This window comes from Mesorhizobium sp. M7A.F.Ca.US.006.01.1.1 (genome assembly GCF_003997935.1).
GTDB lineage: Bacteria > Pseudomonadota > Alphaproteobacteria > Rhizobiales > Rhizobiaceae > Mesorhizobium.
In genome coordinates, this window is sequence record NZ_RZQL01000070.1 from 1 (window position 1) to 22,352 (window position 22,352).

Genomic DNA, 22,352 nt, shown 5'->3' on the forward strand with positions numbered 1-22,352 from the left:
GTCCGAAACGACGTCGCACAACTCGTTCAGATACATGCCAAGCGTCGAGGCTTGGCCATGCTCGCGCGCCAGCATGCCATCCACGGCATTCAGCGCCATGCGCACGAACATCACCACGGGGATAAGCAGCAGCAGCCAGCGCCATTGATGCCAGATCGCAATGGCCGCGCCGGCGGTTATCGACATCGCGGCCGCCAGGATGGTTATGCTGTTTGCGGTGACCCCGATTGCCGCCAGCCGATTGACCAGCGGCCGCAGTCGACCTTGGAAGGCCGGCTTGAGAGCGTAAAGCGTCGGCATTGCGTTGATCCCCCGATCCTGTTCAGCGGCTGTACATCAATATGCCAGACGCGGCCAGCGGAGAGGTGGCGCGGCCATCATGCGTTCGCAAATCGATAACCATGATTGGTCCGGCAAAGCTGTCATGCACATTTGCCGACTTTTCCTGCACCGCGGCATCTTGAATAGTAAGCACGCTTATTATATATCCCGCTCATGGTTTCCGATGGCATCGACAGATTGGGCTTCTTGATCCACGACGTGCAGCGCTTGATGCGCAAGCGCTTCGAGGCGAGGGCCAGTGGCTTGGGGCTTTCTTCGGCGCAATGGCGGCTTCTGGTCCGCGTTGCCAAGGAAGACGGTGTCGCGCAGGCGAGGCTGGCAGAGCTTCTCGAAATCGAGCCGATCAGCGTTTCGCGCTTGGTCGACCGCATGGAGGAGGGGGGCTGGATCGAGCGTCGTTCCGACGCCGCCGATCGTCGCGTCCGCATGATCTTCCTGACGCCCAAGGCAAGCGATGCCTACGCCGTGATCAAGAGCATTGCCGGAGAAGTCTATGAGGAATCGCTGGTCGGTGTGAAGCCGGAAGCCCGTCGCGTCCTCATCGAGGGGCTCGAGGCGATGGTCCGCAACCTGACCGACGACGAGACGCCGTCAATTGAAAAAGTGAAGAATGCAGAAGGCGCAGCAGCATGAACGCGGTAGCCAAGATAGACGAGAAAGTGACCGAACTGGAAATGGAAGCGCCGGAGAAGCCCGTCGCTGCACCGGTCGCGGTCGCTCCACCGGTACAGCCGGCCCCGGCGCCCGTGAAGAAAAAGCGCCGGCTGGGCCGTTTCCTGCTGATGGTCGCGCTGCCTGCGGCATTGGCTGTCGGCGGCGGCTATGTCTGGGTCACCGGCGGCCGTTATCAGGAGACCGAGAACGCCAATCTGCAGCAGGCCAAGGTGTCGATCGCTTCCGACACGGCCGGCCGCATCGTTAAGGTCGACATCTTCGATAACCAGTCGGTCAAGCGGGGTGACGAGCTGTTTGCCATCGACCCCGAGCCATACCGGATCGCGTTGGCGCAGGCCGACGCGGCGGTGGCTGGCGCGCGTCTCAATGTCGAGCAGTTGCGCGCGGCCTATGGCCAGTCGATGGCTCAGCAGAAATCCGATGCCAGCCAGGTCGTCTTCGCCCAGTCGCAGTTCGACCGCGCCGCCGATCTTGCCCAGAAGGGCATCAACGCCAAATCGTCGCTGGACGAGGCCAAGAACGATCTCGACAAGGCCAAGCAGCAGCTGGCCGTTGCCGAGCAAGGCATCATCAGCGCCAAGGCGGCCCTTGGCGGCAATCCCGACATCGAAACCGACAAGCACCCGACCGTGATGGCCGCGCTCGCCGCGCGCGACAAGGCGGCCTACGACCTGGCGCAGACCACGGTCAAGGCGCCGGCGGACGGCATCGTCAGCCAAGCCTCGTCGTTCAAGGTCGGCCAGTATGTCGGTTCCGGCACGCCGCTGTTTTCGCTGGTCGAGACCGGCGACACCTGGATCGACGCCAATTTCAAGGAAACGCAGCTCACCCACATGAAGCCCGGCCAGAAGGCTGAGATCGTGGTCGACACCTATCCGGGACGCACCTTCGAGGCGACGGTCAAGGCAATCGGCGCCGGCACGGGAGCCGAGTTCTCGCTGCTGCCGGCCCAGAATGCCACCGGCAACTGGGTCAAGGTCACACAGCGCATCCCGGTTCGTCTCGAACTGACCGATGCGGACGCCAAGATGGCGTTGCGCACCGGCATGAGCGCCACCGTTACCGTCGACACCGGCGTGGCGCGTGGCCTGCCTTCGATCTTCGGTCACGCCACGGCTGGCGAGGCCGCGCAGTAACGTCAACAGAACGCCGCAGGACCAGCGGCGGAGGTGAATAGCAGGATTGGTCTGATGGGAGGAGCTGGAGGATCAGCGTTTGGGCCAAGCCGCGTCGCGGCTCAACCGAAATCTGAAATCTCCGAGGCAGACCCGTCGGTCCTCATGTTTCCGGGCGGCAGGCATCCGCTCATCAGAGACTTTCAGTCGATGTAACCCCCACATCGACAATCGCGTCCCACCGCGACGAGGGTCTCTCAACGGAAGGCGTTGCCGCCCGGAAACCCCTTGTACACGTTTTTGTTACCTGCTGGAAGTTCCACGCCATGAGCACGCCCGAACCCTTCAAAGAAGTGCCGCATCGCGGCCTGATCACGGTCGCGCTCATGCTGGCGACGGTCATGCAGGCGCTCGACACCACGATCGCCAACGTCGCGCTGCCGACAATGACGGGCGATCTCGGCGCCTCGCCGGACAACATCAACTGGGTGCTGACCTCCTACATCGTTGCCGCCGCCATCATGACGCCGGTCACCGGCTGGCTGGCCGATCGCTTCGGCCGCAAGGAACTGTTCCTGACGGCGGTGGTCGGCTTCACCATATTCTCAATGCTGTGCGGCATCGCCTGGAGCCTGGAGAGCATAGTGTTCTTCCGGCTGATGCAAGGCGTATTCGGCGCGGCGATCGTGCCTCTGTCGCAAACCTTCCTGCTCGACATCAATCCCAGGGAACGCCATGGCCAGGCGATGGCCATCTGGGGCGCCGGCATCATGCTGGGTCCGATTCTGGGCCCGACGCTCGGTGGCTGGCTGACCGAGAATTTCAACTGGCGCTGGGTCTTCTTCATCAACCTGCCGGTCGGCATCGTGGCCTTTCTCGGCATGGCCGCCTACTTGCCGGCCGTTGCCCGGCGGGTGCGCGGCTTCGATTTCTTCGGCTTCGCCATGATATCGCTCGGCGTCGGCGCGCTTCAGCTGCTGCTCGACCGCGGCGGCGAGGTCGACTGGTTTTCATCGGTCGAGATCTGGATCGAGCTTGGTCTTTCCCTCACCGGCTTCTGGGTGTTCATCATTCACACGATGACGGCCGAACACCCCTTCATCGATCCCAAGATCTTCCTCGACCGCAATTTCGTAACCGGGCTGGCGTTCATCTTCGTCATGGGTGTGCTCATCCTGGCCTCGATGTCGCTGCTGCCGCCAATGCTGTCGACCATCTTCGGCTATCCGACTGTCACCATCGGCGTCGTCATAGGGCCACGCGGTGTCGGCACCATGATTTCGATGCTGATCGTCGGGCGGCTGATGAGCAAGATCGACGCCCGGATCCTGGTCGTCATCGGTTTCCTGCTGACCGCGCAATCGCTCTACACCATGTCCAGCTTCACCCCGCAGATGGACAACTGGCTGATCATCAGCTCCGGCGTCATCCAGGGCCTGGGCATGGGCATGGTGTTCGTGCCGCTGTCGACCGTCGCCTTCGCCACGCTTGACGTGCGCTTCCGCACCGATGCCACGGCCCTGTTCAGCCTGGTGCGCAATCTTGGCTCGTCCATCGGCGTGTCGGTCGTAACGGTTCTGATGGTGCGCAACACACAGGTCAACCACGCCGAGCTTTCGGCCTTCATCAACCCGTTCAATCCGAATCTGTGGGCGGTCTCTCCAGCCGCCGCGAGCGGCGACCCGACGGCGCTTTCGCAGGTCGATCGCATGGTCAATCTCCAGGCGATGATGATCTCCTACGTCAACGACTTCAAAATACTCATGGTGATGACGCTGCTTGCCATTCCGTTTGTTTTCCTGCTGCGCAAGCCGAAGCAGGCGCCTGCCGGCGGCGCGCCGGCAGCGCATATGGACTAGCTTTCCATCAAATCGTCTTGGGTGTGGCGCACCGAAGCGGCACGTTTTTCCTATTTTCCGAGCACTAGGCTCCAGTAACGGAGCTTGCTGTCGCCGCTGTCGCGCACATAGGCAAGGCCGAAGCGGGTGAAGCGCGGGTCGAGCATGTTGCGGCGATGGCCTGGTGAATGCATCCAGATGTCGAACAGTTTCTCGAGGTCGAAACGACCCTCGGCGATGTTTTCCGCCGCGGCACCGGAAATTCGATTGTCCTTGACGCGCGAGGCGAAATCCTTGCCCCAGCCGGTGGTGTGGCTCATGCGGCGGCGCTGCGCCATGTAGCCGGCCTGCTGCAAGGCGGCCTGTTCGAGCTGCCGGTCGGGGACCAGCGGCGCGAGCCCGGCCGAGGCGCGAATGCTAGCCAGCGTGCTGGTGGCGGAGGAGGAGACTCCGGCGCCTTCGCCGGTTGGCAGTGAAACGGTGCTGCAGGCGGCGAGGCCCGCCAGGGCCGCGAGGCCGGTCAGCACCATGCGCCTGTTCAGATTCGGGATCGGGTGGGTTTCGATTTTCGCTATGGTCATGCCCCTGAGATAATGGCGATCATGGCTTTTGCCGGGCAGGATGGCGAAAAAGGCACTGATCTGCCGGAGTGCGGTCGCCGCCGCACTCCGGCATTGTTAAACGCGACCACCATTTTTCTCGACGCTACCGCTTGCGCTGCCGGACGGCCGTTTCTCATTTCACCAGAGTGATCATCCGATCGGCAAACATTGTGCGATTTCCAAGCGCCGCCGCGCAGTCCGACTTGACGGACGAGTTTCCGGTCATCTGTATCGTGTTGCCGACAAGCCTGAGACAGTCGCCCTGGGCGCTCATATCAGAGTTGCCGGCGTAGGAAATGGGCGCGTCCGGCGCGTAGATGAAACCGCTGAGCACGGAATTTGCGCCGCCATTCAATGTCAGAGCAGACGTGTTGCCGTGATCCTGGAAAATGGTGATGCCAGCATAAGGGCCGCTGGTGGGCGGGGAAAGGTCCACCTTCTCGTTGGCATTTATGTAGATCTGAGCGCCTTCCATGAGGAATATGGTCACGCCCTGGCCGGTCAGGCTGCCGTTTCCGCCTGGCTTTATGGTGGTGCCGCGCATGATGTAGACGCCTGGATCAAGCGTAATGTCGCCCGACAATGTCTTGTCGCAATAAGTGCCGGGCGACAGCGTGTAGGTTTTGCCGTTCGGGACAGGCAAACACAATGTGTAAGGGGGAGGAACGACGTCGGCCAATGGATCAAAGGACGCGTACCTATGTTCGTGCGGCGTTCCGCAGGCGAGACTGGCGCTGGGCGGCAACAGCCCGCTGGTGCCGCCGACGGTTGAGACACAGCCGGCTGAAACCAGTGCGGAGCCACCCCTGTTGACGGAATCGGACGCGTCCGAGTTCGCCGCGATCACGCAATTGTCCATCGAGACGTTGGTCGAGCCCTGGAGGTTCACGGCGGCGGACGCATGCGGATCGAGCGCCAGCACGCAGGCCTGCGCGCCAGGTTTTATCTTGACCGAGGCCGAGCGGTAGGCCTGCCAGGGGGCCGAGGCGCTGATGAAGCTTGGGCGGCTTATGCTGGACGACAGCGAGATAAAGTAGGCGCTTGGGCTGCCGCTTGCCGTTGCCGCGAAAGCGGAGACGCTGCCCAGATATTCCTGCTGGTCGGCCGCGCTCATATTGGCGGCGAAGAACTGCAGCCCAAGCTGCTGGATATCGCCGGCCGCCATATCGGGAGAGAACTTCGTGCCGATGGCGAGCCCAGCCGCGTCCAGCGAGTTCTGTAGTTGCGAGGCGTCATGGCTCGTGCCGATCAGATCAACGGCGCCGGCCAAACCAATCATTATTGGCAGCATAGCGAAGGCGGTCGTTATGGCAAAGTTGCCGCGCTCCGAAGACCAGAAGGCTTTCAATGCGAACATAGTCCCTCGCCGAAACTCGTAAAGCTCAGGTGATACGCCAGGGATCCCTACGAGTAATTTAAGTAAATGCTAAAATACGTAAATGCTAAAATGCAGAACAATGATTGGCCAAAACGAAAGACTGCCGAGGCACGCCATACGAAAGGCCATACGGAGAGTTGAGCACAACGAGGAGTTACTCCCCAGGCCATTAGCCCGGCGACAATCGCCGCCAACTCTGCTATCATGCTTCTCGATCTTGAAGTGGCAGCTCTGGCGGCCATCCAGGCGGTGACCGCCCCGACACACGGGAGGAAGGTTATGGCCGGCTTTCATGTCATGGCGGACGCACGTGGAATGCATGTGCAGCCAACGGTGCGCCGTATCACCACGTCGGACCTTTGGGATGCGCTGCGTCTCGGGTTCGAGGATTTCTGGGCAAAACCATCGCACTACGTGTTCCTGTGCCTGATCTATCCCATCGTTGGCCTGATCCTGACGCAGTGGACGTCCGGCGCCAATGCCATCCAGCTCATCTATCCCCTGATGTCGGGTTTCGCGCTGGTCGGGCCGTTTGCGGCGCTCGGGCTTTACGAGATCAGTCGCCGGCGCGAACTCGGCATGAACACCTCCTGGCGGCACGCGTTCGAGGTGCGGCGCTCGTCGGCTGTCCCGTCGATCGCCGTCATCGGCATCATGCTGGTGGCGCTGTTCCTGTTGTGGCTCTACACCGCGCAATCGATCTACACCGGCCTGTTCGGCGACCAGCCGCCGGCCTCGATCGGTGGTTTCATCCGCGACGTGCTGACCACCAGCAAGGGCTGGACGCTGATCCTTGCCGGCAATGCCGCGGGCTTTGTCTTCGCCGTGGTCGTACTGGCCACCACCGTGATTGCCTTCCCGCTGCTGCTCGACCGTGACGTCGGCGCCGTCTCAGCCATCGAAACCTCGGCCAGGGCGGTGATGGCCAACCCGCTGCAGATGGCCCTGTGGGGCTTGCTGGTCGCCGTGCTTCTGGTGATCGGTTCTATCCCGCTGTTTGCCGGGCTCGCCGTCGTCATGCCGGTGCTCGGCCATGCGACATGGCATCTCTACCGCAGGGTGGTCGAGCCCGAGCGGGCACAGCAGATAAGGCGGCCGATGTAGGTCAGCACTCTCAGCGCTGCGCCTCTGTCGCCATCTTCAGCGCGAGAGCCGCCAGCACGGTGCCCATCATCCAGCGCTGGATGACCAGCCACAACGGCCGTCCGGCGAGAAAGCTGGCGATCGAGCCAGCCGTCACCGCGATGACGGCATTGACGCTGAGGCTGATCGAGATCTGCGTCGCGCCGAGCACCAGAAGCTGCGACAGGACGTGGCCCTTGTCGGGGCTGATGAACTGCGGCAACAGCGACAGATAGAGCACGGCCACCTTCGGATTGAGCAGATTGGTCATCAGACCCATGGCGAAAAGCTTGCGCGGCCTGTCCCTCGGCAATTCGCGCACTTCGAACGGCGAGCGTCCGCCTGGCTTCACCGCCTGCCAGGCCAGCCACAGGAGATAGAGCACGCCGGCAAAGCGCAGCGCATCATAGGCGTAGGGCACGGCGAGCAGCAGCGCGGTGATGCCGAACGCCGCCGCCAGCACATAGAAGACAAAGCCGAGTGCCACGCCGCCAAGCGAGATGAGCCCCGCCTTCGGCCCCTGCGACAGGGAACGCGAGATCAAATAGATCATGTTGGGGCCAGGCGTCAGCACCATGCCGAGGCAGACCAGCGCGAAGGCGAGATGATTGGCTGTTTCGGGCATCTGTTCTTCCCCAGCGCGCCGCGAATGGCTGCACGATCCGGCAGCGGCCAACATGTGCCTGTCCCGGCAGGCGCGCGCAAGTGCATGGCGGCGCCAGCCTTTGTTCCAGCTAGCCCGATGCCTACGGATCAGCCGACGATGCGCAGGTTCGACAATTCGTTGCCGATTTCCTTGAAATCGTTCGACAAGCTGGCGCCGGTGGCGTTCCAGAACAGCTTTGCCGGCTTGCTCGCGTCCGTCGGATCCTTGCGGAAGCGCGAGTTCGACGAGCAGGATTTCAGCGCCTCGATCGCCTGCTGATCGGCGGTTTTGGTCGTCGACAGGTCGAGCGCCACCGTCATCACCATGATGTTGGCTGCCTTGGCGTTGTTGCAAAGCGTCGCCATCTGTTCGTTGAGCGCGTTGGTGTAGTTGCCGTTCGAATAGTCGAACTGGCCAATGGCGCTCGATGTGCCCATGAACAGGCGGCCGACCGAAGTGCCGTTGTAGCCTGGATTGAGATAGCCGAAGGACGCATAGGTCGACTTCGAATCGGCGGGGTCGGAATAGCCGAGCGACGAAGGCGTGTAGTAGGTGTTGGCGCCGTCGGTCAGCACGATCACGACCTTGTCGTTGCCCCTCTCGGTTTCCGGGCGCCCTTGCGTGAATGGCTCGCCGCTCGAAACCACCCGCCATCCCCAGGCCATGGCCTCGGGAACATTGGTGCCACCATTCGGCTGCATCAGGTCGATCGCGGCCTTGATCGCGGTGAGCCCGGTGGTGACGCTGACATCGGTCAGTGGTGTGATCGGGTTGGTGGTGCAACTGTAGTTCGGGCCATTGCCGGCGGCCAGCACCGGCGCATCGATCGGCCGCGGCTGGAAATATTTCGCCATGTTGCGCAGCCGGGATTGGCCAGTGCTGCTCGTCGGATCGTCATTCCACCAGCTGTTGACGGCGCCGTAGGCCGTCGGCGCGGCCTCATCCGGATCCTGGGTGAGCTTCCAATGATTGCCGGGCTCGTCGGGGGCGAACATCGGCACGAACATCGTTGCCGGATCGCCGACCCCTATGCCGGTGTTCGCCGAGCCGCCCGACTGCGCGGCGTCGTTGACATTGTAGGGATAGGGCCTGGCCTCGACGCAACCTTGCCAACTGGCGAACGGGCCGTAGGAATCGATATAGTCATATTCGTCGTGGTCGCGTTTGCAGGTGTTGTTCGAATAGTATTCGTCGCAAACCACGCGCTTGCTGTTGACGACACGCTCGTGGTTGGTGACGACCTTCATGTCGTGGTAGAGCGAAAACCGGGTCAGCATCTGGCCTTCGTCGGCACCCCATCCGGTGCCGCGCTTGTACCAGATGCCATTGGTCTGCTGGGCGTATTTGTCGGCTGCGTTCAGCGTCGACCAGTCGAAATTCTCGTTCGATACCGGCGACAGGCCTTCGGTGTCCATCCAGGATGAATTGCCGTTGCCGGGACCGACATTGACCGAGGCGGCAAACGGCACGAGGCCGAATTGCACCGGCCTATCGACCTGCTTGATCATCGCCGCCTGCTGGGCCAGCGTGTCGACCAGCTGTTTGGCCGCGGTCTTGAGAAGATCGATGCGCTTTTGCCCCGAGCCCGTTCCGGTGGTGGTCATCGATCCTGAATTGTCCAGCACCAAGGCGACTTCCAGAGTGTTCTTCAGCCGCACTTCCGAGGTGACGTTGAAGCTGATCGTCTGGTTCGCGTCGGTTTCGGATTTGCCGACGAGCTGGCCGAAGACCGGATAGAAATAGGGCTTGTAGTCAAGCCGCGCGCTCATCTTGAGCAAGCCGCCCCCGCTGGTGTTGCTTGGCAAGGTGACGGTGAGCGTCGTGTTGGCGGGATTGATCTTGTTGAGGTTGGCATTGAAGAAGTCGAGCGCATAGGCCCTCAACTGGTCGTCGGTCGCACCTTCCGTCAGCCGGCGCGCCGTGGCGAAGTTTGCGGCATCGAGCGCATTCGAAACCGCCTGTTTTTCGCGGCTCATCTCGGTGAAGTCGACGGCCATCGCCAGGCCGCCCATCAGTGGAACCATCGCAACGACGGTCATAAGAGCATAGTTGCCGCGTTGGTCTCGGCAGAACTGACGCCAAAGTTCATGCATGTCTTGCAGCGGCCCCCACCGACGCATTCTCGGTCGACGCCAGCTTTCCACAAAACGTTGAAGGTCATGTTTGGGAAATAGCTCGATTGCCGGGTCAGCACTTCACCAATCGCTAACCACTGGGCACCCTCGCTGACGCTCCGCAGATGCTCGGCGAAAGCTGGTGACAGGCCGGAGTGGTTCGGCTAATCCGAACCGGCTGCGGCGAACCGTCTGTCGTGGCGGTCGCAACGATCATGACTGAAGGAAACGGCATGGCGGATTCGCCTGAAATCATCGGCTCGCTCGAAGACGTGTCGAAAGCCTACTCGGCAATCCTGTGCGACGTCTGGGGTGTGGTGCACAATGGCGAAACGCATTTCCCGGTGGCGGCCTCTGCACTGGCAAGGGCTCGAGAGGCGAAAATCCCCGTCGTCCTGATCACCAATTCGCCGCGCAGAAGTGCCGATGTCGTGGCGCAGATGAACGCGATCGGTGTTCCACCGTCAGCCTACGACCGGGTGGTTACCTCAGGCGACGTGACCCGGGATCTGATCGCCGAAGGGCCGCGCAAGATTTTCCATATCGGCGCCGACCGCGACTTCACCCTCTATGAAGGCCTCGACGTCGAGCTTGTCGAGGAGTTCGAGGCGTCCGGCGTCGTCTGCACCGGCCTGTTCGACGACGAGGTCGAGAAGCCCGAGGATTACGCGGAGCTCCTGCGGCGGTTGCGCGCCAGGAACCTGCCTTTCATCTGCGCAAATCCCGACATCGTGGTCGAGCGCGGCGAACGCATCATCTGGTGTGCCGGCGCGCTGGCGCGTGACTATGCCCAGCTCGGCGGCCGCACATTGATCGCTGGAAAACCTTACGCGCCGATCTACAATCTCGCGATGAAGGAGGTTGCCGAGATTCTTGGCCGGCCGGTCGAGCGCGGCCAGGTGCTGGCCATCGGCGACGGCATGATGACCGATGTGAAGGGCGCCGCCGACAATGGCTTCGATGTTCTTTATGTCTCCGGCGGTATCCATGCCCGCGACTATGGCGATGCCCTGCAACCGGATCCGGCAAGATTGGCGGCGTTCCTGGAAAAGCATGGCTATGGTCCGGTGGCCGTCATTCCCAGACTTCGGTAGGTGACGATGGCAGCCTTCCCGCGCATCCTGGCAACCGCGCCGCTTCCCGCCGACCTGCGCGGCGGCGTGGTGGCGATCGGCAATTTCGATGGCGTCCATCGCGGCCATCAGGCGGTGCTCGAGCGGGCCTCGACTGAAGCCCGGCGGCGCGGCGTACCGGCCCTGGTGCTGACATTCGAACCGCATCCGCGCAAAATCTTCAGGCCTGACATCCCGTTGTTCGTGCTGACGCCGCCGCCGATGAAGGCGCGGCTGCTGTCGCTGCTGGGCTTTGCCGCGCTGGTCGAGCAGCCGTTCACACGCGACTTCGCCTCGCTGTCGGCGGAAGCGTTCGTCACGGATGTGCTGGAGAGGAATCTTGGCATTACCCACGCCGTGACCGGGTTCGATTTCCATTTCGGCAAGGATCGTCAAGGCGGCCCGGCCTACCTGATGGCGGCCGGCGGGCGTCACGGCTTCGGCGTCACGCTCGTCGATGCCTTCCGGGACGAGGGCGCCGAGGTGGTGTCGTCCAGCCGCATCCGCGGATTGCTGGGCGCGGGCGAAGTGGCTGAAGCCGCGGGCCTGCTCGGCTACCGCTTCACCGTCGAAAGCGAGGTGGTCGGCGGACAGCAGCTTGGCCGCACCCTTGGCTTTCCAACCGCGAATATGAGGCTGTCGGCCGAAGCCGCACTCAAGGAGGGCATCTATGCCGTCCGCTTCCGCCGCGCCGACGGCACGCTTCACGACGGCGTCGCCAGCTTCGGCCGTCGCCCGACCGTCGATGACAATGGCGCGCCGCTGCTGGAAACCTTTGTTTTCGACTTCTCCGGTGATCTCTATGGCGAGGTCTGTCAGGTTTCCTTCTTCGGTTTCCTGCGCCCGGAGGTGAAGTTCGATGGGCTCGACGCGCTGGTCGCGCAGATGAAACGCGATGAAGCCGAGGCACGCGCGCTGCTTGCCGGCGTCAAGCCGCTCTCCGATCTCGACGCGACCATGGCTTTTTGAGCCCAGGCGTGATGCCGGCTACTTTTTCAGCGCCAGGCCGACGGCGACGAAGGTCCAGCCCTGGAAGATCAGATCGATCGCCAGGAACAGACCGAGCACCCACAGGCTGTTGACCGGCCAGCCCATGGCGATGATCAGACCTGCAAGGGCGCTGATGACACCGGCAGCGACGATCCAGCCCCAGCCGCGTTCCGGCCGATGGCTGTAGCCGACCCAGGCCCTGAGCACCCCTGACGCGACCAGCGCGATCGCCAGCAGGAACGTCAGCACCGCCGAGGCAAGCAACGGATTGCCGAAAGCGAAGAAGCCGGCAAGGGCGTACAGCAGTCCGCTGAGCAGCCAGTAGAAGAAGCGGCTCCAGGTCTTGACGCCGAACGCATGCACGATCTCGATGATGCCTGCCATCAGCATCAGCCATCCTACGACGTAGACGGAAGCCACCGTGGCGACGAACAGATTGGCAAAGGCAATGCCGCCGAAGATGAGCAGCAGCACACCGAGCGCGACAAACCATCCCCATTTTGTCCGTGTCTGTTCGATCGCGATTTTCAAGGCGTCGCCATGCAGGGTCATTGTCGCGGTCTCCATCGAGGGCTGCGGAATACTGCGGATGGAAGGGTAATCCGGGCGCGGGCCGACGTCCAGTCGATGACCGGCAGCGGCATCGCGGCAAAGCGCGAACGTATGTCTCGGGTTTAAATCAAATTTTACCAAACGACCGTCAAAGCTGTCATCGGTAGTCAGGTGCGTTGTGTTAGTGGAGTGGCCATGAGTCCGGTCGGAAGAATCTCTCTGGTGTTGGCCGCTGCGATGCTGGGTGGGGCGGGTGCCGCCAATGCGGGCGAGGGCAGTTGGCTGTCGGGTGACTGGTATCTGACCGTTGGCGCCACCGGCATGGTTGCGCCGAATTTCGAGGGCGGCAAGAAGTACCTGCTCAGCGCCTCGCCGATCATTTCGCTGGGCAAGGCCGGACCGGCGGCCCGCTTCGTCTCGCGCAACGACAACATTTCGCTGGCGCTGGTCGATGATGGCGGTGTCCGCGCCGGCCTGACCGGCAAGTTCCTGTTTTCCCGCGACGATGACAACGCCGATGAGCTGAAGGGCCTCGATCCGGTGCGCTGGGGCGGCGAAGTCGGCGGCTTCTTCGAATTCTATCCGACGGACTGGCTGCGCGCCCGCGCCGAGCTGCGCCACGGCATTCGCGCCCACAACGGCTTCGTAGCCGACATTGCCGCCGACGCCTTCTACGATGTGACGCCAACCGTCAGGATTTCGGGAGGACCGCGCGTTTCCTTCGCCTCGGGCAACTATTTCGACGCCTACTATAGCGTCAACGCGCAGGAAGCCGTGGCCTCGGGCCTGAGCGAATATCATCCCGGTGGCGGGCTGAAATCGACCGGCCTCGGCGGCGCCGTAACCTGGAAGGTGACCGAGCCGATGACCGCAAGCCTGTTTGGCGAGTATTCGCGCCTGATGGGACCGGCGGCCGATTCCAGCCTGGTCAAGGAGCGTGGCGACCGCAACCAGTTCACGGTCGGCGTGTCGACCACCTATCGCTTCGATTTCACGATGTAGGTGAATCGAACGAGAGACGCTTTATTCCTGCGTCTATCTCCGCTAAAAGCCCACCAATGACGAGCTTTTCGCGCCTTCGCGTGCTGACGATACGAATTACCGGCCCGGTGTTCCGGGCGGCCTGAGGGTCGCCGGAGCCGCCGGGAATTCTGCGCGCGGCCTCTCGCGCTTTTTCCAGATCATCAGGCATGTCGCCCAAAAGTGGCCCCGGTTTTGGGAAAACGACATGCGCAAAAGTATAGTTCAACGCCCGAGCTCTTTTGCCGCCGGGCAATGCACATGGCAGACCAATGACCGATACAACTGAAACGATCGACTACTCCAAGACGCTTTATTTGCCGCAGACGGACTTCCCGATGCGCGCCGGTTTGCCGGAGAAGGAGCCGCTGCTGGTCAAGCGCTGGCAGGACATGGATCTCTACCGCAAGCTGCGCGAGAGCGCTGCCGGCCGCACGAAATATGTGCTGCATGACGGCCCGCCCTACGCCAACGGCAACATCCACATCGGCCATGCGCTGAACAAGATCCTCAAGGACGTCATCACCCGCTCGTTCCAGATGCGTGGCTACGACTCCAACTATGTGCCCGGCTGGGACTGTCACGGCCTGCCGATCGAATGGAAGATCGAGGAGCAGTACCGCGCCAAGGGCAAGAACAAGGACGAGGTGCCGGTCAACGAGTTCCGCAAGGAATGCCGTGAGTTCGCCGCGGGTTGGATCACGGTGCAGGGCGCCGAGTTCCAGCGCCTCGGCGTCATCGGCGACTTCGAGAATCCCTATACGACGATGGCTTTCCATGCCGAGTCGCGCATCGCCGGCGAACTGTTGAAGTTCGCCATGTCGGGCCAGCTCTATCGCGGCTCCAAGCCGGTGATGTGGAGCGTGGTCGAGCGCACGGCGCTGGCCGAAGCCGAGATCGAGTACCACGACTATGAGAGCGATACGATCTGGGTGAAGTTTCCGGTCGCCAGCCTGGTCCGCCCCATCGACGATGGCGAGACCAAGCTGACGGAGGGCGCGCTCGATCTGCTGCAGGCTCATGTCGTCATCTGGACGACGACCCCGTGGACGATCCCCGGCAACCGCGCCGTCAACTATTCGCCGCGCATCAACTATGGGCTCTACGAGGTCACGGCGGCCGAGAACGCGTTCGGCCCGCAGCCGGGCGAAAAACTGATCTTTGCCGACGCACTAGCCGAAGACTCCTCGGTCAAGGCGAAGGTCACCTTGAATCGTCTCCGCAGCGTTTCGGCGCAAGAGCTTGGAAGCCTTACGCTTTCACATCCGTTCAAGGGCCTGGGCGGCGGCTACGAATTTGCCGTTCCGATGCTCGCCGGCGACCATGTCACCGACGATGCCGGTACCGGCTTCGTCCACACCGCGCCCGGACACGGCCGCGAGGACTTTGACGCCTGGATGGATGCGGCGGCGGATCTGCGCGCACGCGGCATCGATCCCGCCATCCCGTTCACCGTCGACGATGGCGGCTTCTTCACCAAGGACGCACCGGGTTTCGGACCGGACCGCGAGGATGGACCGGCGCGCGTCATCGACGACAATGGTAAGAAGGGGAACGCCAACCAGGCTGTCATCGACGAGCTGATCAAGCGCAACGCACTGTTCGCGCGTGGTCGGCTGAAGCACAGCTATCCTCACTCGTGGCGGTCCAAAAAACCGATCATCTTCCGCAACACGCCGCAATGGTTCGTCTATATGGACAAGGATCTCGGCGATGGCTCGACGCTGCGCAGCCGCGCGCTGAAGGCCATCGACGAAACCCGTTTCGTGCCCGCCGCCGGCCAGAACCGTATCCGCGCCATGATCGAGGAGCGCCCGGACTGGGTGCTGTCGCGTCAGCGCGCCTGGGGCGTGCCGATCGCCGTCTTCGCCGATGTCGACGGCAATGTGCTGAAGGACGAAGCGGTCAACCAGCGCATCATGGACGCCTTCGAGAAGGAGGGCGCCGACGCCTGGTTCGCCACTGGGGCCAAGGAGCGTTTCCTTGGCAATCACGATGCCTCCAAATGGAAGCAGGTGATGGACATCCTCGACGTCTGGTTCGATTCGGGCTCGACGCATGTCTTCACGCTGGAGGATCGCCCTGACCTGAAATGGCCGGCCGACGTCTATCTCGAAGGCTCCGACCAGCATCGCGGCTGGTTCCATTCGTCGCTGCTGGAAAGCTGCGGCACCAAGGGCAGGGCGCCCTACGACACCGTCGTCACCCATGGTTTCACCATGGATGAGGATGGCCGCAAGATGTCTAAGTCGCTCGGCAACACCGTGGTGCCGCAGGACGTCATCAAGCAGTCGGGCGCCGACATACTGCGTCTGTGGGTGGTGACGACCGACTACTGGGAGGATCAGCGGCTCGGCAAGAACGTGCTGCAGACCAACATCGACGCCTACCGCAAGCTACGCAACACCATCCGCTGGATGCTCGGCACGCTCGCCCATGACGATGGCGAAGAGGTGCCGCTGGAGAAGATGCCGGAGCTGGAGCGGCTGATGCTGCACCGGCTGGCCGAGCTCGATGAGGTCGTGCGCTCGGGCTACGACGCCTTCGAGTTCAAGCGCATCACCCGCATGCTGCTCGATTTCATGGTGGTCGAGCTGTCGGCGTTCTATTTCGACATCCGCAAGGACGCGCTCTATTGCGACGCGCCGTCGAGCCTGAAGCGCAAGGCTTCGGTGCAGGTGGTGCGCCATCTCTTCGATTGCCTGGTGAAATGGCTGGCGCCGATGCTGCCCTTCACCATGGAGGAGGCCTGGCTCGATCGTCATCCCGACGCCGTCTCGGTGCATCTCGACCAGTTCCCGCAAATCCCGGCGGACTGGAAGAACGAGGCCCTGGCGGAAAAGTGGCGCCAGGTGCGGCAGGTGCGGCGCGTCGTCACCGGCGCGCTGGAGATCGCGCGCGCCCAGAAGGTGATCGGATCGTCGCTGGAAGCGGTGCCGGTCGTCACCATCAACGACGCAGCGCTCGAAGCGGCGATTTCAGATGTCGATATGGCCGAGATGGCGATCACCAGCGATCTGGTCATCGCTCATGGGCAAGCACCCGCGGGTGCCTTCACGCTTGACGACGTCAGGGGTGTCGCCGTGGTGGTCGAGAAGGCCTGGGATCGCGGCCTGGTGAAATGCGCGCGATCCTGGCGCTACACCGCCGATGTCGGCCAGGATCCGGAATTCCCGGATGTTTCGGCCAGGGATGCGGCGGTGCTGCATGAATTGAAGGCGCTTGGCCGGCTTTGACGGCCGGATCGATGCACAAATGCCACGCCGGGCGGGCGAAAACCCGCCCGCGCGTTGCCCTTAACGAGTGGTTGAGGTAAACACGCGAAACTCCGGAAGACAAATTGTCGCCGGATTTCCGTCGCAAGTGCTTGGACGATGGGGACCGGCCACCAGGGCTGGTGGCAATCGAGAGGCTGTCTAGAGTGGGACTTTTTGGCATGACCGAGAGATATAATGCGCGCCTGGCGCTGCTGGCGCCGCTTGTCGCGTCGGGCCTCGCTTTGTCCGGCTGCATGGGCTCTCCGACCTACGGCACCGACAAGACCGCCGGCGAACAGCTGGCCGGCGATATTTCGGGCGCCTTTTCATTCGCGCCCAAGCGCAAGGAGCAGATCGACTACAAGCCGCGTCCGACGCTTGTGAAGCCGGCGCCAGGCCAGAAGGAAGCGCTGCCGGCCCCGCAGGACAGCATCGAGACGGCGAGCGCCGAATGGCCCGAATCGCCCGAGCAGCGCCGCGCCCGCTTGCGCGCCGACGCCACCGCCCATCAGAACGATCCGGCCTATCAGTCTGAGATCGTCGACGACGTGCAGACGGACCCGGCCTCGGTGAAGAGGGCCATGGCGGAGTCAGGCTCGAGCCACCCGCCGGCATGGACACCGGCCGATTCCGACAAGGGCCGTGCCGCCGAGATCCAGCGCCGGCTCGCCGACAGCAAGCAGGGCGATCCGAACACCCGCAAATATCTGAGCGAGCCTCCTGTGCAGTATCGCGTCGCCGCCGGCACCGCGCCGCAGAACGAGCTTGGCGAGGACGAGTACAAGAAGGAACGCCGCCTCAAGAAAGAGGCGGAAGGCAAGAAGAGCAGCGGTTGGTTCGATTGGCTGTAAGAACGCCATATTGAGTCGCCGGGCGTAGCGCCCGGTTCAGCCGCGCCGCTCTCGAAAAAATCCTTTGAGCAGCAGGGCTGCTTCGGTCTCGCCCATGCCTGGATAGATGTCGGGCGCGTGGTGGCAGGTCGGCGAGGCGAAGAAGCGCACGCCATTGACCACAGCGCCGCCCTTGTCGTCGGCGGCGCCGAAATAAAGCCGGCGCAGCCGGGCGAAGGAAATGGCGCCGGCGCACATGGCGCACGGCTCCAGCGTCACATAAAGATCATGCCCGGTGAGCCGCTCGGCCGACAGTTTGCGGCAGGCTTCGCGGATGACCAGCATCTCGGCATGCGCGGTCGGGTCGGCAAGTTCGCGTGTGCGGTTGCCGGCGCTGGCGACAACACCAGCGCCATTGGCGATGACGGCGCCGACCGGCACTTCGCCTCGCAAGGCGGCAGCTTCGGCCTCCTTCAGCGCCAGCGCCATGAAATCGGGCCGCTTCACGCGATTTTCACTCCGATTATCTCCTCGCCACCTGACGGTGATCCTGTTATTGAGCGCAGGACCTCGAAAATCGGGACTCGGTTTTCGAAAATGATCATGCGCCACATCAAAAGTGCTACAGCGTTCGTTGCGCGCCCGAAAGGATGCGCCACGGCTGTAGCAGCGCAAACGGACAAAGGCCACATGGACGACAACGACAAGAAATTCCGACCCAGGAAAGGTCCGGCCAAGAGCGGGCCGAAAGCCGCGGGACCGCGCAGCCGTGATGGCGCCGCGGGCAAGGGCGGCAAGCCGTCCTTTGGCGCCAAGAGACCTTACGCACCGCGTGGCGATCGGCCGATGGCTGCCGATGGCGAGCGGCCGAAGCGCGATTTCAAGGGCGGCGACAAGCCTTTCAGCAAAGGCCCGCATCCCGAAGGCAAGCCTTTTGAGAAGCGCGAGGGGCCGCGCAAGCCCTACGCACCGCGCGGCGACCGCCCGGTGGCAGCTGAGGGCGAGCGCAAGCCCTATGAAAAACGTGAGGGGCCACGCAAGCCCTACGCACCGCGCGGCGACCGCCCGGTGGCAGCTGAAGGCGAGCGCAAGCCCTATGAAAAACGTGAGGGGCCACGCAAGCCCTACGCACCGCGCGGCGACCGCCCGGTGGCAGCCGAAGGCGAGCGCAAGCCGTATGAGAAGCGCGAAGGGCCGCGCAAGCCTTATGCGCCACGTGGCGACCGGCCGGCTGCGGCGGCAGCGGGCGGCGAAAAGCGTTTCGACCGTCCCAAGCGTGATTTCAGTGACCGCGCGCCGCGCGACGCCGGTGATCGGCCGAAGCGTGACTTCGCCGACCGCCCCAAGCGTGACTTCAGCGATCGCCCGAAGCGGGATTTCAACGATCGGCCGCAAGGCGCGTCAGGCGGCAGCTTCAAGCCACGCCCGCGTCCCGCCGAGGCCGCGGAAGAGGCAGGCGAGCGCATCGCCAAGCGGCTGGCCCGCGCCGGCCTGGCCTCGCGCCGCGATGCCGAGGAGCTGATCGCCGCCGGCCGCGTCAAGGTCAATGGCCGCGCCCTGACTTCACCGGCCTTCAACGTGATGCCTGATGACATCATCCATCTCGACGGCATGGAAATCCCGCCGATCGAGCGCACCCGGCTGTTCCTGTTCCACAAGCCGGCCGGCGTCGTCACCACCAACCGCGATCCCGAGGGCCGCAAGACCGTCTTCGACGTGCTGCCGGCCGAATTGCCGCGGCTGATGACCATCGGCCGGCTCGACATCAACACCGAAGGCCTGCTGCTGCTCACCAATGATGGCGGCCTGTCGCGCGTGCTCGAACTGCCGGCCACCGGCTGGCTGCGCCGCTACCGCGTGCGCGTCCACGGCAAGGTCGAGGAAAGCGCGCTTGCCGGCCTGCGCGAAGGCATTGCCGTCGAGGGCGTGTTCTACGGTGCCATCGAAGCGACGCTCGACCGCGAGCAAGGCACCAATGCCTGGCTGACGATCGGCTTGCGCGAGGGCAAGAACCGCGAAGTCAGGAACATCCTGGGTTCGCTCGGCCTCGACGTGACGCGGCTGATCCGCATCTCCTACGGGCCGTTCCAGCTCGATGACCTCGCCGAGGGCCATGTGCTGGAGATCAAGGGGCGCGTGCTGCGTGACCAGCTTGGCGAGCGCCTGGTCGAAGAATCCGGCGCCAATTTCGACGCCGATGTTACCAAGCCATTTTCCAACAAACCGGTGCGGCGCACGGAAGTTCGCGAGCCGGAGCCGGAGCGGCCGAAATTCACCCGCGACGGTGAGCGCCGCCCGATCGGCGAGGGCGGTTTGATCAAGAACCGCAAGCGCCGCGAAGGCAGCCGCGACGAGGCTCTGGGCAAACTGTCGACAAGTCCCGACAGAAGCGCGGAGAAGAGTTTTGGCGAACGCGGCCCGCGTCCCGAACGCAGCTTTGGCGACAAGCCGCGCGGCAATTTTGGCGACAAACCGCGCGGTGGCTTCGGCGACAAGCCGCGTGGTGCTTTTGGCGGCAAGCCGGGCGGCAAGAAATCCGAGCGCGAGCAGCGGCCGATCGAGCCGCCCGGCCAGCGCAAGGCCAATGTCTGGATGGCGCCGGGCGCGCGGCCGATCGGCAAGGGCAGGGCGGAAGCGGACGCTGCCAAGGCAGCTGAAGCCAAGGCGCGCAAGGCATCGTTCAAGCCGACCTATGGCAAACCGGCCGGTGCCAAGCCGTTCGGCAAGCCGAGAGGCGAACGTCCGGGCGGGGCCGGCGGCGGTGAGCGTCCGCGCAATGGTCCCCGAGGCCCCAAAGCGAGATGAGAATCGTCGGTGGTGAGTTTCGCGGGCGTCCGCTGGCCACGCCCCGTTCGAGCGCCATTCGTCCGACGACCGATCGCACCCGCGAGGCGGTCTTCAACGTGCTGGCGCATCGCTTTGCCGAGCAGTTGGACGGCGCGCGCGTGCTCGACCTGTTCGCCGGCACCGGCGCGCTCGGGCTCGAAGCCCTGTCGCGCGGTGCCTCCTATGGCGTCTTCATCGAGGAAACGGCCGAAGGCCGTGGCCTGATCCGCGACAATGTCGAGGCCTTCGGGCTGACCGGCCGCACCAAGATCTTCCGCCGCGATGCCACGGGCCTCGGCGAGGCCGGCACGCTGGCGCCGTTCGGCCTCGTCTTCGCCGATCCACCCTATGGCAAGGGTCTTGGCGAGCGCGCCTTGCAGTCGGCGAAAGCCGGCGGCTGGCTTCGCCCCGGCGCGCTGTGTGTGGTCGAGGAGGCGGCAGTGGCGCCCTTCGAGCCGGGCCCCGGTTTTTCGGTGCTGGACGAGCGCAATTATGGCGAGACCGTCATCCGCTTTATCGAGGCGGCCTGATACGCCTTCGCGATTGGCGGTTCCTCGCCCCCCAATCCTTCATTGGGGGAGAGGTGGCCGCGAAGCGGCCGGAGAGGGGGCCTTCGTAGGGCGCAGTCCCCTCTCCGTCTCGGCTTCGCCGAGCCACCTCTCCCCACTTCGTGGGGCGAGGAACCAGATCGATGCCCTCGACAATCCAAGGACTGTCAGCCATTAACCAAATGGACGCATCACTTGCGTTACGTTAGCTTCGTCTCATCTCAGCAACAGCCGATCCCAGAACAGTCCTGCCCTTGTCCAACCTGCGTCCCCTTCCGCTCATCCAGAGAGTTTTTGCGGCACTCAGCCTGCTGGTGCTGCTGGCCGGCTGCGCCACGACGCCGCCCGACAGCGTGCTGGCCGTGCCGGCGCCGGCGCAGAAATATGCGGCGATCGTCGTCGACGCCAGGACCGGCAAGCAGCTGTTCGAGGTCAGCTCGACGGCGCAGCGCTACCCGGCCTCGCTGACCAAGATGATGACGCTGTATCTTTTGTTCGAGGCGCTGCAGTCCGGCCGTGTCAGCAAGGAAACGCAGATCCCGGTGTCGGACCATGCCGCTTCGCAGCCGCCGACCAAGATGCGCTTCCGGCGCGGCGAAAGCATCGACGTCGATTCCGCGATCCGCGCCATCGTCGTCAAATCGGCCAATGACGTGGCGGTGGCGGTCGGCGAATATCTCGGCGGCTCGGAGGATCAGTTCGCCGCCATGATGACATCCAAGGCGCGCCAGCTCGGCATGACCAGCACCACCTTCCGCAACGCCTCCGGCCTGCCCGACGACAGCCAGATGACGACGGCGCGCGACATGGCGGTGCTCGGCATGGCACTGCATCAGCGCTTTCCGCAGCAGTTCCACTATTTCTCCGAAAGCGACTTCATGTTCCGCGGCAGGCTGGTGCGCGGCCACAACGACATGCTCGGCCGCGTGCGCGGCGTCGACGGCATCAAGACCGGCTACATCAGGGCGTCGGGCTTCAACATCGTCACCTCCTACAATGCCGACGGCCGCAATCTGATCGTCGTGGTGATGGGCGCCGACTCAGCCCGCCAGCGCAACGACCATGTCGAAGCGCTGATCCAGCGCAGCCTGTCGCCAACGATGGATGGCGCCAAGACCAGGCTGATGTTCGCCGAGCAGTGAGGAGTGGTCCGCGTAGCGGACAAAAAGCCAATTGCTTGGCTTTTTGAACGACGAACGCCCTGAGCCGGCGAAGGGCGAGCTGCCGTAGCAAGCATCGCGCTTGGCCGCGCGGTGACGAATGCCGATAGGAATTTTTTCTTGACTCGGTGAGGGCAGCTAAGCTACTGTTTTGGGTATGGTGCTGAGTCGCGCCAATTGATCCACTGGAAACGTAACCCGCCCGCAAGGCGGGTTTTTTTGTTA

20 protein-coding genes are annotated in these 22,352 nt (G+C 63.5%); 12 read left to right on the forward strand and 8 right to left on the reverse strand.

Features of this window, described 5'->3' with window-relative positions; all coding sequences use genetic code 11:
- On the reverse strand, positions 1-300 hold a 300-nt coding region (locus EN943_RS14410), incomplete at its 3' end, for a CDP-alcohol phosphatidyltransferase family protein (protein WP_164778195.1).
- 195 nt (positions 301-495) lie between these two features.
- Between EN943_RS14410 and EN943_RS14415 the strand changes: the two genes are divergently transcribed.
- The 3 genes from EN943_RS14415 to EN943_RS14425 all read left to right on the forward strand — a co-directional run bounded on the left by EN943_RS14415 (position 496) and on the right by EN943_RS14425 (position 3,991).
- A complete protein-coding gene (locus EN943_RS14415) occupies positions 496-975 on the forward strand; it encodes a MarR family transcriptional regulator (RefSeq protein ID WP_127413077.1) in 480 nt (159 codons plus the stop codon).
- Positions 972-2,153, forward strand: a complete 1,182-nt coding sequence (locus EN943_RS14420; protein ID WP_127413078.1) for an HlyD family secretion protein — start codon at positions 972-974, stop codon at positions 2,151-2,153. Before EN943_RS14415 ends, EN943_RS14420 begins: the two co-directional genes overlap by 4 nt.
- 305 nt (positions 2,154-2,458) lie before the next feature.
- Entirely contained in the window at positions 2,459-3,991 is a 1,533-nt protein-coding gene (locus EN943_RS14425; RefSeq protein ID WP_127413079.1) for a DHA2 family efflux MFS transporter permease subunit, read from the forward strand.
- A gap of 50 nt (positions 3,992-4,041) precedes the next feature.
- Here the strand turns inward: EN943_RS14425 and EN943_RS14430 are convergent, their stop codons facing one another.
- Entirely contained in the window at positions 4,042-4,551 is a 510-nt protein-coding gene (locus EN943_RS14430) for a CAP domain-containing protein (protein ID WP_127413080.1), read from the reverse strand.
- Positions 4,552-4,705: 154 nt separating this feature from the next.
- On the reverse strand, positions 4,706-5,929 hold the full coding sequence (locus EN943_RS14435; RefSeq protein WP_127413081.1) for a TadE/TadG family type IV pilus assembly protein: 1,224 nt from the start codon (positions 5,927-5,929) through the stop codon (positions 4,706-4,708).
- 300 nt (positions 5,930-6,229) lie between these two features.
- Here EN943_RS14435 and EN943_RS14440 point away from each other — a divergent pair, with 300 nt between their 5' ends.
- Complete coding sequence (locus EN943_RS14440; RefSeq protein WP_127413082.1) at positions 6,230-7,054, forward strand: DUF2189 domain-containing protein; 825 nt, start codon at positions 6,230-6,232, stop codon at positions 7,052-7,054.
- A 10-nt stretch (positions 7,055-7,064) separates the two neighbouring features.
- Here EN943_RS14440 and EN943_RS14445 read toward each other — a convergent pair whose 3' ends face one another.
- Both EN943_RS14445 and EN943_RS14450 read right to left on the reverse strand, forming a co-directional pair.
- Positions 7,065-7,697, reverse strand: coding sequence for a LysE family translocator (locus EN943_RS14445; protein ID WP_127413083.1), 633 nt, complete (start codon positions 7,695-7,697; stop codon positions 7,065-7,067).
- Positions 7,698-7,825: 128 nt separating this feature from the next.
- The gene (locus EN943_RS14450; protein ID WP_206522757.1) at positions 7,826-9,811 is read right to left on the reverse strand and encodes a TadE/TadG family type IV pilus assembly protein; all 1,986 of its coding nucleotides are present in this window, start codon (positions 9,809-9,811) and stop codon (positions 7,826-7,828) included.
- A gap of 254 nt (positions 9,812-10,065) precedes the next feature.
- Between EN943_RS14450 and EN943_RS14455 the strand changes: the two genes are divergently transcribed.
- A complete protein-coding gene (locus EN943_RS14455) occupies positions 10,066-10,926 on the forward strand; it encodes a TIGR01459 family HAD-type hydrolase (protein ID WP_164778197.1) in 861 nt (286 codons plus the stop codon).
- A 6-nt stretch (positions 10,927-10,932) separates the two neighbouring features.
- Positions 10,933-11,913 (forward strand): bifunctional riboflavin kinase/FAD synthetase, encoded by a 981-nt coding sequence (locus tag EN943_RS14460; protein ID WP_127413086.1) that lies wholly within the window; start codon positions 10,933-10,935, stop codon positions 11,911-11,913.
- An 18-nt stretch (positions 11,914-11,931) separates the two neighbouring features.
- Here EN943_RS14460 and EN943_RS14465 read toward each other — a convergent pair whose 3' ends face one another.
- The gene (locus EN943_RS14465) at positions 11,932-12,486 is read right to left on the reverse strand and encodes an HdeD family acid-resistance protein (protein ID WP_127413087.1); all 555 of its coding nucleotides are present in this window, start codon (positions 12,484-12,486) and stop codon (positions 11,932-11,934) included.
- Positions 12,487-12,681: 195 nt separating this feature from the next.
- On the opposite strand from EN943_RS14465, the gene EN943_RS14470 reads away from it, so the two are divergent.
- Positions 12,682-13,488, forward strand: a complete 807-nt coding sequence (locus EN943_RS14470; protein ID WP_127413088.1) for a MipA/OmpV family protein — start codon at positions 12,682-12,684, stop codon at positions 13,486-13,488.
- On the opposite strand, the gene EN943_RS14475 is transcribed toward EN943_RS14470, so the two are convergent.
- Complete coding sequence (locus tag EN943_RS14475; RefSeq protein ID WP_127257956.1) at positions 13,478-13,735, reverse strand: hypothetical protein; 258 nt, start codon at positions 13,733-13,735, stop codon at positions 13,478-13,480. The two genes, EN943_RS14470 and EN943_RS14475, sit on opposite strands and share 11 nt — an antisense overlap.
- Positions 13,736-13,778: 43 nt before the next feature.
- Here EN943_RS14475 and ileS point away from each other — a divergent pair, with 43 nt between their 5' ends.
- Together ileS and EN943_RS14485 are read left to right on the forward strand one after the other, a co-directional pair.
- Positions 13,779-16,742: an isoleucine--tRNA ligase gene (gene ileS / locus EN943_RS14480; RefSeq protein WP_127413089.1), complete on the forward strand. Its 2,964-nt coding sequence runs from the start codon at positions 13,779-13,781 to the stop codon at positions 16,740-16,742.
- Between the two features lie 200 nt (positions 16,743-16,942).
- Complete coding sequence (locus tag EN943_RS14485) at positions 16,943-17,614, forward strand: hypothetical protein (RefSeq protein ID WP_127413090.1); 672 nt, start codon at positions 16,943-16,945, stop codon at positions 17,612-17,614.
- Positions 17,615-17,650: 36 nt separating this feature from the next.
- On the opposite strand, the gene EN943_RS14490 is transcribed toward EN943_RS14485, so the two are convergent.
- Positions 17,651-18,100, reverse strand: coding sequence for a nucleoside deaminase (locus EN943_RS14490; RefSeq protein WP_127413091.1), 450 nt, complete (start codon positions 18,098-18,100; stop codon positions 17,651-17,653).
- Positions 18,101-18,283: 183 nt separating this feature from the next.
- Here EN943_RS14490 and EN943_RS14495 point away from each other — a divergent pair, with 183 nt between their 5' ends.
- The 3 genes from EN943_RS14495 (at position 18,284) to EN943_RS14505 (ending at position 22,109) form a co-directional block, all read left to right on the forward strand.
- Positions 18,284-20,398 (forward strand): pseudouridine synthase, encoded by a 2,115-nt coding sequence (locus EN943_RS14495; protein WP_127413092.1) that lies wholly within the window; start codon positions 18,284-18,286, stop codon positions 20,396-20,398.
- Positions 20,395-20,949 (forward strand): 16S rRNA (guanine(966)-N(2))-methyltransferase RsmD, encoded by a 555-nt coding sequence (gene rsmD, locus EN943_RS14500; protein WP_127413093.1) that lies wholly within the window; start codon positions 20,395-20,397, stop codon positions 20,947-20,949. The genes EN943_RS14495 and rsmD overlap by 4 nt, the downstream gene beginning before the upstream one ends.
- Before the next feature lie 272 nt (positions 20,950-21,221).
- Positions 21,222-22,109: a D-alanyl-D-alanine carboxypeptidase family protein gene (locus EN943_RS14505; protein ID WP_127413094.1), complete on the forward strand. Its 888-nt coding sequence runs from the start codon at positions 21,222-21,224 to the stop codon at positions 22,107-22,109.
- Positions 22,110-22,352 lie beyond the last annotated feature (243 nt).